12 protein-coding genes are annotated in these 12,012 nt (G+C 72.4%); 7 read left to right on the forward strand and 5 right to left on the reverse strand.

The features are described from left to right. Positions 1-77 precede the first annotated feature (77 nt). Positions 78-827, reverse strand: coding sequence for a GntR family transcriptional regulator (locus tag ACNYS0_RS31615; RefSeq protein WP_422478414.1), 750 nt, complete (start codon positions 825-827; stop codon positions 78-80). 53 nt (positions 828-880) lie between these two features. Then, a complete protein-coding gene (gene hmgA, locus ACNYS0_RS31620; protein WP_422478416.1) occupies positions 881-2,203 on the reverse strand; it encodes a homogentisate 1,2-dioxygenase in 1,323 nt (440 codons plus the stop codon). A gap of 177 nt (positions 2,204-2,380) precedes the next feature. On the opposite strand from hmgA, the gene ACNYS0_RS31625 reads away from it, so the two are divergent. The 6 genes from ACNYS0_RS31625 to ACNYS0_RS31650 all read left to right on the forward strand — a co-directional run bounded on the left by ACNYS0_RS31625 (position 2,381) and on the right by ACNYS0_RS31650 (position 8,056). Beyond that, positions 2,381-2,869, forward strand: coding sequence for a hypothetical protein (locus ACNYS0_RS31625; protein WP_422478418.1), 489 nt, complete (start codon positions 2,381-2,383; stop codon positions 2,867-2,869). 10 nt (positions 2,870-2,879) lie between these two features. Continuing rightward, on the forward strand, positions 2,880-3,491 hold the full coding sequence (locus tag ACNYS0_RS31630) for a TetR/AcrR family transcriptional regulator (protein WP_422478420.1): 612 nt from the start codon (positions 2,880-2,882) through the stop codon (positions 3,489-3,491). A 143-nt stretch (positions 3,492-3,634) separates the two neighbouring features. Beyond that, positions 3,635-5,032: a CitMHS family transporter gene (locus ACNYS0_RS31635; RefSeq protein ID WP_422478422.1), complete on the forward strand. Its 1,398-nt coding sequence runs from the start codon at positions 3,635-3,637 to the stop codon at positions 5,030-5,032. 21 nt (positions 5,033-5,053) lie between these two features. Further along, positions 5,054-6,280, forward strand: a complete 1,227-nt coding sequence (locus ACNYS0_RS31640; RefSeq protein ID WP_422478424.1) for an MFS transporter — start codon at positions 5,054-5,056, stop codon at positions 6,278-6,280. Positions 6,281-6,389: 109 nt separating this feature from the next. Continuing rightward, a complete protein-coding gene (locus ACNYS0_RS31645; protein ID WP_422478426.1) occupies positions 6,390-7,472 on the forward strand; it encodes a Zn-dependent alcohol dehydrogenase in 1,083 nt (360 codons plus the stop codon). Between the two features lie 113 nt (positions 7,473-7,585). Further along, on the forward strand, positions 7,586-8,056 hold the full coding sequence (locus tag ACNYS0_RS31650) for a VOC family protein (RefSeq protein ID WP_422482831.1): 471 nt from the start codon (positions 7,586-7,588) through the stop codon (positions 8,054-8,056). A gap of 118 nt (positions 8,057-8,174) precedes the next feature. Here the strand turns inward: ACNYS0_RS31650 and ACNYS0_RS31655 are convergent, their stop codons facing one another. From ACNYS0_RS31655 to ACNYS0_RS31665, 3 genes are all read right to left on the reverse strand, one after another. After that, complete coding sequence (locus tag ACNYS0_RS31655; protein ID WP_422478428.1) at positions 8,175-9,173, reverse strand: urea transporter; 999 nt, start codon at positions 9,171-9,173, stop codon at positions 8,175-8,177. Positions 9,174-9,279: 106 nt separating this feature from the next. Further along, on the reverse strand, positions 9,280-9,996 hold the full coding sequence (locus ACNYS0_RS31660) for an ArsR/SmtB family transcription factor (protein ID WP_422478430.1): 717 nt from the start codon (positions 9,994-9,996) through the stop codon (positions 9,280-9,282). A gap of 65 nt (positions 9,997-10,061) precedes the next feature. After that, complete coding sequence (locus ACNYS0_RS31665; protein WP_422478432.1) at positions 10,062-10,727, reverse strand: TetR/AcrR family transcriptional regulator; 666 nt, start codon at positions 10,725-10,727, stop codon at positions 10,062-10,064. Between the two features lie 80 nt (positions 10,728-10,807). On the opposite strand from ACNYS0_RS31665, the gene ACNYS0_RS31670 reads away from it, so the two are divergent. Next, positions 10,808-11,968, forward strand: a complete 1,161-nt coding sequence (locus ACNYS0_RS31670; protein ID WP_422482832.1) for an acyl-CoA dehydrogenase family protein — start codon at positions 10,808-10,810, stop codon at positions 11,966-11,968. Positions 11,969-12,012 lie beyond the last annotated feature (44 nt).

Consider the following 12,012-nt stretch of genomic DNA (forward strand, 5'->3'; position numbering starts at 1 on the left):
GAATCAAGCCCCTGCGGCGATTGAGCAGCGGGGTCCGGGGCGGAGCCCCGAGGCCGCAACGCCGGTGCCGCGCAACATCAGTCCGCGTCCAGCGTCACCGTGAACGAGAAGCGGTCGCCCCGGTAGTGGATGACCGCCACGTCCAGCACCCTGCCCTCCTCGTCGTACGTCACACCCGTGTAGTGCAGGATCGGGCTGAGCAGGGGGACTTCGAGGAGCCGGGCCGTCTCGGGGTCCGCGAGGCGCGCCTGCACCGAGTCCGTGATCCGGCTGATGCGCACGCCGACCACGTCCCGCAGCACCTTCGTCATCGGCCACCGCTCCAGGTCCGCGAGGTCGACGCGGGCGCCGATGTCGGGCCGCAGATAGTTGCGGGCGTGGTTCGTCGGTTCGCCGGTCTTCTCGTCGGAGCGCAGCCGGTGGTACGTGGGAACGGCCGCGAAGCCAGGGAAGTGCTCGGCGAAGGCCACCGGAACCGGCACCGTGGCGTGGTCGAGCAGCCGCGTCGTCATGCCGGACTGCTGCGCGACGATCGCGTCGACCGAGCCCAGCAGGCGCACCGGCGCGCCCTGCTGGGCATCCGGCTCGATGAACGTGCCGCGGCGCCGGTGCCGCGTGATGAGGCCCTCGTCCTCCAGTTCCTTGAGCGCCTGACGCATGGTGAGCACGGAGACCCCGTAGTGCCCCGCGAGCTGTTCCTCGGTGGGCAGGCGGAGCGGGTCCTGCGGCGATCTTCCGAGTATCGAGGCGCGCAGGGACTGCGACACCTGATACCAGAGCGGCAATTTGCGGTTCAGGACGATCGAGTCCGGGGCGAATGACGTCACGGGTTATCCGTACCGGTCGCGGGGGGAGTGGTGCAATGCGGCGACCACGGGGTCTATCCGCGGAAGTGGCGTTCCAGACCCCGCCACACGTCGTCGTAGCCGCGCTGGAGATGCCCGGCGGTCGAGGCCTGCGGCGCGAGGGTGACGGGCCAGCGCGTCTCGAACATGAACGCCAGACCGTCGTCCACCTTCTGCGGCTTCAGCTCGGCGGCGCTCGCCTTGTCGAACGTGTCCCGGTCGGGGCCGTGCGCCGACATCATGTTGTGCAGGGAGCCGCCGCCCGGCACGAAACCCCCCTTTCCGGCGGTCTTCGCGTCGTAGGCGCCCTCGATGAGCCCCATGTACTCGCTCATCACGTTCCGGTGGAAGTACGGCGGCCGGAACGTGTCCTCACCGACCAGCCAGCGCGGCGCGAAGACGACGAAGTCGACGCCCGCGAGGCCCGGGGTGTCGGACGGCGACGTCAGCACCGTGAAGATCGACGGGTCCGGGTGGTCGTACGAGATGGTCCCGATGACGTTGAAGCGCCGCAGATCGTATACGTACGGGACGTGGTTGCCGTGCCAGGCGACGACGTCGAGCGGGGAGTGGTCGTACGTCGCCGTCCAGAGGTTTCCGCAGAACTTGTTGACGACCTCGACCGGGCCATCGGTGTCCTCGTACGCGGCGACGGGCGCCCTGAAGTCCCGCGCGTTCGCCAGGCCGTTGGCGCCGATCGGGCCGAGGTCGGGGAGCTGGAACGGGGCGCCGTAGTTCTCGCAGACGTACCCGCGCGCGGACTCGTCGAGGAGCTCCACCCGGAAGCGGACGCCGCGCGGGATCAGCGCGACCTCGCTCGGCTCGACGGCGAGCACCCCGAACTCCGTGCGCAGCAGCAGCCCGCCGCGCTCCGGGACGATCAGCAGCTCGCCGTCCGCGTCGCTGAACACCCGGTCCAGCATGGGGGAGTTGGCGTGGTAGAGGTGCACGGCCATGCCGGTGCGCTGCGTCGCGTCGCCGTTGCCGCCGAGGGTCCACAGGCCGGCCAGCCAGTCCGTGCCGGGCGCGGGCTCCGGCAGCGGGTCCCAGCGGCGGCGGTTGGGATCGGGCGTGGTATCGGTGAACGGGGCCGTGCGCACCGCCCCGTTGTCGACCCGGGTGAACTCCGGGTGCGCCGCCGACGGGCGGATCCGGTACAGCCACGAGCGGCGGTTGCGCGCCCGCGGCTCGGTGAACGCGCTGCCGCTGAGCTGCTCCGCGTACAGGCCGAGCGGTGCGCGCTGCGGCGAGTTGCGCCCCTCGGGCAGGGCTCCCGGCACGGCCTGCGAGCCGTGCTCGTTCCCGAAGCCGGAGAGGTAGGTCAGCCCCTCGGCGGTCTTGCGTACGTCCCCGCTCATCATCGCTCCCTGGTCAATGATTCCTATGCAACACCGTAGGATTCACGGGTGTGCGGCGCAAGACACCCCGTCCTTCGGATGGCTGACGCGCGGCGGTACCAGCGGCCGAGCGGGGGCCCGCGGTCGTCCTCCCCGCGAGGGATCCGCCGGCGCCGACGGTCCTCTACCGTCCCGGACATGCCCAGTTCTCCGTCCCTGCGCACGGTCGCCGCGGTGCTGCTGACCTGTGCCCTGCTCGCCGGCGCCGCGGGCTGCGGGGGCGACGGCGGCGGCCGGCGGCCCGTCGGCGAGGTCCTCTCCCGCACCGACTCCTCGGGCCATCACTACCGCCGGGTCCCCGAGGAGGGCGCGCCCGAGATCGGCCTGATCGTGAAGCCGCGGACGGGCCCCGCGGGCGGCTGGGAGGTCCGTATCTGGGTGCGCCGCTTCCGCCTGAGCCCCCACGGCACCCCGGCCCGCGCCGCCCGGGGCCGCGGCTACGCCCGGCTCTACCTCGACGGCCGCTGCCTGGCCCGGCTGCGCGCCGTCGACTACCGCCTCCCCGGCACCCGTCTGCACCGCGGCACCCACCACCTCACCGCCCGCCTCTACGCCGACGACCACACGGTGTGGGCCGTCGCGAACAAGCCCGTCCAGGCCACCGCGGACCTCACCGCGTCCCCGTAGGGTGGCCCGCATGGCCCACCCAACGTCCCTGCGCCGCACGCCCGTTCAGCGGCGCAGCGCCGAGCGTCTGACCCGGATCCTCGACGCCTGCGCCGAACTCCTCGACGAGACGGGCTACGACGAGCTGAGCACCCGCGCCGTCGCGCACCGCGCCGAGGTCCCCATCGGCTCGGTCTACCGTTTCTTCGGCAACAAGCGGGCCCTGGTCGACGCGCTGGCGGAGCGCAACCTGGAGCGGTACGTGCGGCGGGTCGACGCGCGCCTCAGGGACGTCCCCACCGGCGACTGGCGGGCCGCCATGGACGCGGTGCTCGACGAGTACCTCGCGATGAAGCGCACGGCGCCGGGCTTCTCCCTGGTCGACTTCGGCACCCAGCTCCCCGTGGGCGCCCCGGACGCCGGCCCCAACCACCGCGTCGCCGACACCCTCACCGAACTCCTCGCCCCGCGCCTCGACCGGACCCCGGACGCGGCCCTGCGCCGCGCGTTCCTGGTGGCCGTGGAGTCCGCCGACGCCCTGGTCCGGCTCGCGTTCCGGATCGACCCGGAGCGCGGCGACGAGGCGATCATCGCGGAGGTGCGGGAGCTGCTGCGCGCGTATCTGGCACGCGTGCTCGACTGAACAGCCCGTGACCTGGAGTTTTGCGCTTATTGCTCGCGTGTCAATGTCTTGTTAACACTTCTCCGGCCCACCTAGCGTCTCGCTGGCTGCCTCCCCCACGGCGGCTGTTCGAAGGCGAACGTAGACGTGAGAGGGCCCTCCCCATGCTGACCATCCTCGGATTCGGGATGATCGCCACCTTCCTGGTGCTGATCATGATGAAGAAGGTGTCGCCCATCGCGGCACTTGTGCTCATACCGGCGCTGTTCTGCGTCCTGGTGGGCCAGGGCGCCAAGCTGGGTGACTACGTGATCGCCGGCATCGGTGACCTGGCGCCCACGGCCGCCATGCTGATGTTCGCGATCGTCTACTTCGGCGTGATGATCGACGTCGGGCTCTTCGACCCGATCGTGCGCGGCATCCTGAAGTTCGCGAAGGCCGACCCCGTCCGCATCGTGGTCGGCACCGCCGTGCTCGCCGCGATCGTCTCGCTCGACGGCGACGGCTCGACCACCTTCATGATCACCGTCTCGGCGATGTACCCGCTGTACAAGCGCCTGAAGATGAGCCTCGTCGTGATGACGGGTGTCGCCGCGACGGCCAACGGTGTGATGAACACGCTGCCGTGGGGCGGCCCGACGGCCCGCGCCGCCACCGCGCTGAAGGTGGACGCCAGCGACATCTTCGTGCCGATGATCCCGGCGCTCGGCGTCGGACTGCTCTTCGTGTTCGCCCTCTCGTACGTGCTCGGGCGCCGGGAGCGCAAGCGGCTCGGCTACCTCTCCCTGGACGAGGGCGTCACGGTCACCGAGACCGTCGAGGAGAAGGTGCTCGTCGGCGCGGGAAGCGGCGGCAAGGGGACCAGCACCGGCGGCGGTTCCGCCGCCGCCCCCTCGTACGAGAACGAGGAGGGCGAGACGTTCTCCGGGCTCGACCCGAACCGGGCCACCCTGCGCCCCAAGCTGTACTGGTTCAACGCGCTGCTCACCGTGGTGCTCCTGGCCTCCATGATCATGGAGCTGCTTCCGATCCCGGTCCTGTTCATGCTCGGCGCCGCGCTCGCGCTCTCGGTCAACTACCCGCACATGGCCGACCAGAAGGCCCGGATCGGCGCGCACGCCGAGAACGTCCTCAACGTCGCGGGCATGGTCTTCGCCGCCGCCGTCTTCACGGGCGTGCTCCAGGGCACCGGCATGGTCGACCACATGGCGAAGTGGGTCGTGAGCGGCATCCCGGACTGGATGGGCCCGCACATGGCGCTCGTGACGGGCGTGCTGTCCATCCCCTTCACGTACTTCATGTCCAACGACGGCTTCTACTTCGGCATCCTTCCGGTGCTCGCCGAGGCCGGCAACGCGCACGGTGTCTCGACCCTCGAGATCGCCCGGGCCTCGCTCGTCGGACAGCCGCTGCACATGTCGAGCCCGCTGGTCCCGGCGGTCTACGTGCTCGTGGGCATGGCTAAGGTCGAGTTCGGCGACCACACCAAGTTCACCGTGAAATGGGCGGCGTTGACCGCGCTGGTCGTCCTCGGTGCCGGTCTGCTGTTCGGAATCGTGTGACCCGATGAATCCCGTGACCTCATGAGCCGTGCCTGGCTGCTCCGCCTCGTCATCGCCTTCAGCTTCGCGCAGGGGGCGGTGTCGATGGCGCGGCCCGCGGTCTCCTACCGGGCCCTCGCGCTCGGCGCCGACGAGCGTGCCGTCGGCGTCATCGCGGGGGTCTACGCGCTGCTCCCGCTGTTCGCCGCCGTACCGCTCGGTCGGCGCACGGACCACGGTCGGTGCGCGCCGCTGCTCCCGGTGGGGGTCGTCCTCATCGCGGGCGGGTGCGCGCTGAGCGGACTCGCCGACACACTGGTGGCGATGGCCGCCTGGAGCGGTGTCATGGGGCTCGGGCATCTGTGCTTCGTCATCGGCGCCCAGTCGATCGTGGCCCGGCAGTCCGCGCCCGAGGACCAGGACCGCAACTTCGGCCACTTCACCATCGGCGCCTCCCTCGGCCAGCTCGTCGGGCCGATCGCCGCGGGCGCCCTCATCGACGGCCAGGACATGGCGGGCACGAGCGCCCTCGCGCTCCTCGTGTCGGCGGGCGTCTGCGCGCTGGCCGTCACCTCGCTGTGGCGCATCGAGTCCCGCGGTACGCGGACGGATGCGCGGGCGAAGGAGGCCTCCAAGGTCCCCGTGCACCGCATCCTGCGCACCCGCGGTGTGCCCGGCGGCATCTTCATCAGCCTCGCCGTCCTGTCGGCCACCGACATCCTCACCGCGTATCTGCCGGTGGTGGGCGAGCACCGGGGGATCGCGCCCTCCGTGGTCGGCGTGCTGCTCAGCCTGCGCGCGGGCGCGACGGTCGCCTGCCGCCTGGTCATGACCCCGCTCATCAACTGGCTGGGCAGGACCGCCCTGATCGCCACCACGTGCCTGCTCGCGGCGCTGCTGTGCGCGGGCATCGCGCTGCCCGTGCCGGTGTGGGCGCTCGGCGTGATGCTGGTCGTCCTCGGCTTCTGCCTCGGCGTGGGCCAGCCGCTCTCCATGACCACGGTCGTCCAGGCCGCCCCCGCCGAGGCCCGCTCCACCGCCCTGGCGCTCCGGCTGACCGGGAACCGCCTCGGACAGGTCGCGGCCCCCGCGTCCGCCGGTCTGATCGCGGGCGTGGCGGGGACGGCGGCGCCGTTCGTGATGCTGGGCGGGCTGCTGTTCGTGGCGGCGGGGCTCGGGGTCAGGGGCGGCGCCGGGCGCGGTTCCGTGCCCAAGAGGGCGTGCTCTCCCCGCCTGCGCCGACGCGAGCAGGAGCGCCAGCGGCACTGACCGGGTGCCCGGTCGCGCGCGGTACCCCCTGGACCCCTGAAACTAGCGACGCTAGTTTGGCTGGGCACGTACGTGACACCCCGCACTCGCTCAGGGAGTTGTGCTCATCATGGTCCGCGCCGCTGTACTGCCCGCCGTCGGCTCCCCGCTGGAGATCGCCGACATCGACCTGCCCGAACCGGGCCCCGGCCAGGTCCGGGTGCGGCTGGCCGCCGCCGGGGTCTGCCACTCCGACCTGTCCCTGACCAACGGCACCATGCGGGTCCCGGTCCCCGCGGTCCTCGGCCACGAGGGCGCGGGCACCGTCGTCTCCGTCGGCGAGGGCGTGACGCACGTGGCGCCCGGCGACGGCGTCGTCCTCAACTGGGCGCCCTCCTGCGGCAACTGCCACGCCTGCGGGCTCGGCGAGGTCTGGCTGTGCGCCAACGCGCTCGCGGGCGCGGCCGACATCCACGCGAAGCGTGCCTCCGACGGCAGTGACCTCCACCCCGGCCTGAACGTCGCCGCGTTCGCCGAGGAGACGGTCGTCGCCGCGAACTGCCTCCTGCCGGTGCCGGACGGCGTCCCGCTCACCGACGCGGCCCTGCTCGGCTGCGCGGTCCTCACCGGATACGGCGCCGTGCACCACTCCGCGCGCGTACGGGAGGGGGAGACCGTCGCGGTGTACGGCGTCGGCGGCGTCGGCCTCGCCACGCTCCAGGCCGCGCGCATCGCGGGCGCCTCGAAGATCATCGCGGTCGACGTCTCCCCGGAGAAGGAGGCCCTCGCCCGGGCGGCGGGCGCCACGGACTACGTGGTGGCGTCGGAGAACACGGCCCGCGAGATCCGCGCCCTGACCGCCAAGCAGGGCGTCGACGTGGCGGTGGAGTGCGTGGGCCGCGCGGTGACGATCCGCACGGCCTGGGAGTCGACGCGCCGCGGTGGCCGCACCACCGTCGTCGGCATCGGCGGCAAGGACCAGCAGGTCACGTTCAACGCCCTGGAGATCTTCCACTGGGGCCGCACGCTGTCCGGCTGCGTCTACGGCAACTGCGACCCGGCCCAGGACCTGCCGGTGCTCGCTGAGCACATCCGCGCGGGCCGCCTCGACCTGAGCACGCTCGTGACCGAGCGGATCGCCCTGGACGGGATCCCGGCGGCGTTCGACAACATGGTGGCGGGCAAGGGCGGCCGGGCGCTGGTCGTGTTCTAGCCGTACTTCTGCCGATGAGTTCCCGGCGTGCGGCCGGTCTGTAGAAGGAGAAGCCTGATACAGACCGGCACCGTGCCGGCACGGGAACCAGGAGGCGCCCCATGTCCGCGAGCATCCAGAAAATCCGCCCCTGTCTGTGGTTCGACGGGAAGTCGGAGGAGGCCGTCGACTTCTACCTGTCGCTCTTCCCCGGCTCCGACTCGAAGGTCCTGGAGGTCCAGCACTTCGGGGACGAGGGCTCCCAGGAGCCGGGATCGGGCGTCGTCGTGTCGTTCCGCCTCGCGGGCACGGAGTACCAGGCGCTGGACGGCGGGCCCGAGTTCACGTTCAACGAGGCGGTGTCGCTCTCCGTCGACTGTGAGGACCAGGCGGAGGTCGACCGGCTCTGGGAGCGCCTCACGGCGGACGGCGGCGAGCCGGGCCCGTGCGGCTGGTGCAAGGACAAGTACGGCCTGTCCTGGCAGATCGTCCCGCGCCGCCTGCCCGAACTCCTCGCCGACCCCGACAGGGACCGGGCCGGTCGGGTCCTCGCCGCGATGATGAAGATGGGCAAACTGGACGTCGCGGCCCTCGAGTCCGCCTGACCTCCGCAAGCCCCCGCGGTGGGCCCATCAAGCGTGCCCGGGCACATCAAGCCCCTGCGGCGATTGAGCAGCGGGGTCCGGGGCGGAGCCCCGAGGCCTCGACCACGGCGCCGCCTGCTCAATCGCCGCAGGGGCTTGAACGGGTCAACCGAGGGAACGACCTCGCCGCGACCAGGAACACCAACGTCGTCAGCGCGAACGGCCACGTGAACATGTGACCGCCCACCGGCGCGGCGAGCGCCCCGAACGCCGGGGCGCACACCGTCGCGGCCACCGCCCCCGCGACGGCGTACGCCATCGTGCGGGGCGTGGCCTTCAGGAACACGCCGCACAGGGCGAGCGAGACGAGGACCGCGTTGTACGCGGACGTGCCGTCGGCGAGCTGCGCGGCGGGCTCGCCGAGGGCCCACGCGGTCGCCATGCCCGCGACGTTCCCGAGGCAGGCCACGCCCGCGACGCGCGGCCCGGCCACCAGCAGCCCGGCGAGCACCAGCGCCCCCGCGTACCACTGCGGCATCAGGAAGATCTGGCCGAATCCGGCGAGGAACCCCCGTACGGCGTCGTCGAGTCGGATCCCGGTCCTGGCCCCGGAGACCGCTTGCGGGAACGCGGCGATGCCGCCCCCGCCGGTCCACACCCGCGCGAACCCGGGCGCGGCCAGCGTGATGACGCTCGCCACGAGGCAGAACGGCAGCGTCAGGGCGGGCAGCCCCCACGCGCCGAGGGCCCGCCCCGCCGCGGCGGTGGCCACGGTCGCGGCGGCGCAGCCGAGCAGGGCCACGAGCACCGAGGACAGCTGGTCCGGGTTGAGGAAGACGGCGCAGCTCACGCCCACGAGGCAGGCGTTGAAGCCCTCCATGCCGATCGTGAGCCGCTCCTTGTCCACGCCGAGCAGCGCCGCGACCAGCGTGCCGACGGCCGCGCCCCCGACCCCGTAGAGCCCGTACTCCCACCCGGCGGAGAACAGGGCGGCGGCGAACAGCGCGCCCGTGAGCGCGCGCGGCAGGAACGTGACCTGGCCGATCCCGCGCAGCACGCGCAGCGCGAACTGTCTACAACCGGTCGCCCAACTCTGCCCGATTTCCTGGTGAATCGCGGCATCCGCCGTCTGCGCCATGCGCCGCTCCCGTGTTACGAAGATGTTTCCCGGCCCGGCGAATGTACGTTACAGCTACTTCCGTGAAAGGCCCTGGCCGGGGGCGGAATCGCGCCACGGCGCCGGTTCAGTGCGGCGCCGCCACCCCCAGCTCGGCCCGCAGCGCCCGCTCCCCGGCCCCGGTCACCCGCACCGCCCGCTCGGAGCCGATCCGCTCGACCCAGCCCGCCGCGAAGGCGTGGGCGCACAGCGCGGCGCCCGCCCGTCCGGCGAGGTGCGGGCGGCGCTCCGTCCAGTCGAGGCAGCCGCGGGCCAGCGGCCTGCGCGGGCCGGGCTCCAGCGGCGCCCCGAGCGCCCGGAACCAGCCGTGCCCCGCGTCGGTGAGCGCGAAGGTCGAGAAGTCGACACCGGCCCGCAGCAGCCCCCGCTCGACCATCGCGTCGGTGACCGTGATCCCGAGCCGGCCCGCCAGGTGGTCGTAGCAGGTCCGCCCGCGCGCCATCGCGGTCCGCGCCGACGCCGCCCGCAGCGTGGCGGGCCGCTCTCCGCCGTCCGGCGCGGCGTACCCGGCGAGGCCCTCCAGGAGCTGCGCGGCCCGCTCGTCGGCGAGCCGCAGATAGCGGTGGCGGCCCTGCCGCTCCTCGGCGAGCAGCCCGCCCGCGACCAGCTTGCCGAGGTGCTCGCTCGCGGTCGACGCCGCGACGCCCGCGTGCCGCGCCAGTTCGCCCGCCGTCCAGGCCCGGCCGTCGAGCAGCGCGAGCAGACAGGCGGCCCGCGTCTCGTCGGCGATCAGCGAGGCGAGGGCGGCGAGGCGCGGAGCGCCGGGTTCCTTCGAGGCGGCCATGTGTCAAGGATGGCCCCGGCACGCTTCGGCGGCGGCCGAAACGTCGGCGGTCGACGGCCGGAACGTCAGCGGTCGGGGCCCGCGGAAGGGGCCGTGGCCACCTGCTCGTACTGCACGGCCAGCCCGTCGAGCAGCGCCGTGAGGCCCGTCTCGAAGGCCCGGTCGTCGACGATCTCCTGCCGCTCTGCGAGCAGATGCGCCTGCCCGAGGTGCGGATAGTCGGCGGGGTCGTACGCCGCCTCGTCGTCGGGGAAGCCGCCCGCGAACGAGCCGAGCGCGGAGCCCGTCACGAAGTACCGCATGAGCGCGCCGATCGACGTGGCCTGCGGCGGCGGCCACCCGGCGTCGACCATCGCGCCGAACACCGCGTCCGCGAGCCGCAGTCCGGCCGGGCGGTGCCCGGGGCCCCGCGCGAGCACCGGGACGATGTTCGGGTGCGCGCGCAGCGCCGACCGGTAGGAGACGCCCCAGTCGTGCAGGGCGGTGCGCCAGTCCCGCTCGTCGTCGGCGTCGAACATCGACAGGTCGACCTGGGCGCTCACCGAGTCCGCGACCGCCTCCAGGATCTGATCCTTGGTGCGGAAGTGGTTGTAGAGCGAGGGCCCGCTCACCCCGAGCTCGGCGGCGAGCCGGCGCGTCGAGACGGCCGCGAGGCCCTCGGTGTCGACGAGGGTGCGGGCCGCGTCGACGATGCGATCTCTGCTCAGGAGGGGCTTGCGCGGTCGGGCCATGCGGCACATAGTAGGGCTGCAAGCCAAAAACTAGCAGTGCTAATTAACTGCTTTACGATTCGATGCGCACGGGAGTGGCCATGAACCTGGAGCTGAGCGAGGAGCAGACGGCGGTGCGCCGGCTCGCCAAGGACTTCGTGGACCGGGAGATCGCGCCGAACGTGGTGGCGTGGGACCGGGCCGAGGAGGTCGACCGGGGCATCGTCAAGAAGCTCGGCGACGTCGGCTTCCTGGGCCTGACCATCGACGAGGAGTACGGCGGCTCGGGCGGCGACCACCTCGCGTACACGCTGGTCACGGAGGAGCTGGGGCGCGGCGACTCGTCCGTGCGCGGCATCGTCTCCGTCTCCCTGGGCCTGGTCACCAAGCCGATCCAGCAGTGGGCGAGCGAGGAGCAGAAGCGGCACTGGATACCGAGGCTCACCGCCGGTGAGGCGCTCGGCTGCTTCGGCCTGACCGAGCCGGGGCACGGCTCGAACCCGGCCGACCTCCAGACGCGTGCGGTCCGCGACGGCGGTGCCGACGGGGACTGGGTGATCAACGGCACGAAGATCTTCATCACGAACGGCACCTGGGCCGATGTCGTCCTCCTCTTCGCGCGCACCAACGACACCCCGGGCCACAAGGGCATCTCCGCCTTCCTGGTCCCCACGGACACCCCGGGCCTGACCCGCAACACCATCCACGGCAAGCTCGGCCTGCGCGGCCAGACCACCGCCGAGCTGGTCCTGGAGGACGTCCGCGTCCCCGCCTCCGCGCTGATGGGCCCGGAGGGCAAGGGCTTCTCCATCGCCATGTCCGCGCTCGCCAAGGGGCGGATGTCGGTGGCCGCCGGATGCGTGGGCATCGCCCAGGCCGCCCTGGACGCGGCCGTCGGATACGCGGGCGAGCGCGAGCAGTTCGGCAAGTCCATCGCCTCGTACCAGCTGGTGCAGGAGCTGATCTCCGACATCTCCGTCGACGTGGACGCGGCCCGCCTGCTGACCTGGCGCGTCGCCGATCTCATCGACCGCGGCGAGGAGTTCGCGACGGCGGCGTCCAAGGCGAAGCTGTTCGCGTCCGAGGCGGCGGTCCGCGCGGCGAACAACGCGCTCCAGGTCTTCGGCGGCTACGGCTACATCGACGAGTACCCCGTCGGCAAGCTGCTGCGCGATGCCCGCGTCATGACCCTCTACGAGGGCACGAGCCAGATCCAGAAGCTGATCATCGGCCGCGCGCTGACGGGCGTATCGGCGTTCTGAGTACGTACTTGAGTACGCGGGCGGATGGGGCTTCGGGCCCGTCC

This window comes from Streptomyces anthophorae, from assembly GCF_049310305.1.
GTDB lineage: Bacteria > Actinomycetota > Actinomycetes > Streptomycetales > Streptomycetaceae > Streptomyces.

Coding starts and splice junctions, on each gene's coding strand:
- hmgA (WP_422478416.1), bottom strand. CDS start 2,203: ATGAGCGGGGACGTACGCAAGACCGCCGAGGGGCTGACCTACCTCTCC.
- ACNYS0_RS31625 (WP_422478418.1), top strand. CDS start 2,381: ATGCCCAGTTCTCCGTCCCTGCGCACGGTCGCCGCGGTGCTGCTGACC.
- ACNYS0_RS31630 (WP_422478420.1), top strand. CDS start 2,880: ATGGCCCACCCAACGTCCCTGCGCCGCACGCCCGTTCAGCGGCGCAGC.
- ACNYS0_RS31635 (WP_422478422.1), top strand. CDS start 3,635: ATGCTGACCATCCTCGGATTCGGGATGATCGCCACCTTCCTGGTGCTG.
- ACNYS0_RS31640 (WP_422478424.1), top strand. CDS start 5,054: ATGAGCCGTGCCTGGCTGCTCCGCCTCGTCATCGCCTTCAGCTTCGCG.
- ACNYS0_RS31645 (WP_422478426.1), top strand. CDS start 6,390: ATGGTCCGCGCCGCTGTACTGCCCGCCGTCGGCTCCCCGCTGGAGATC.
- ACNYS0_RS31655 (WP_422478428.1), bottom strand. CDS start 9,173: ATGGCGCAGACGGCGGATGCCGCGATTCACCAGGAAATCGGGCAGAGT.
- ACNYS0_RS31660 (WP_422478430.1), bottom strand. CDS start 9,996: ATGGCCGCCTCGAAGGAACCCGGCGCTCCGCGCCTCGCCGCCCTCGCC.
- ACNYS0_RS31665 (WP_422478432.1), bottom strand. CDS start 10,727: ATGGCCCGACCGCGCAAGCCCCTCCTGAGCAGAGATCGCATCGTCGAC.
- ACNYS0_RS31670 (WP_422482832.1), top strand. CDS start 10,808: ATGAACCTGGAGCTGAGCGAGGAGCAGACGGCGGTGCGCCGGCTCGCC.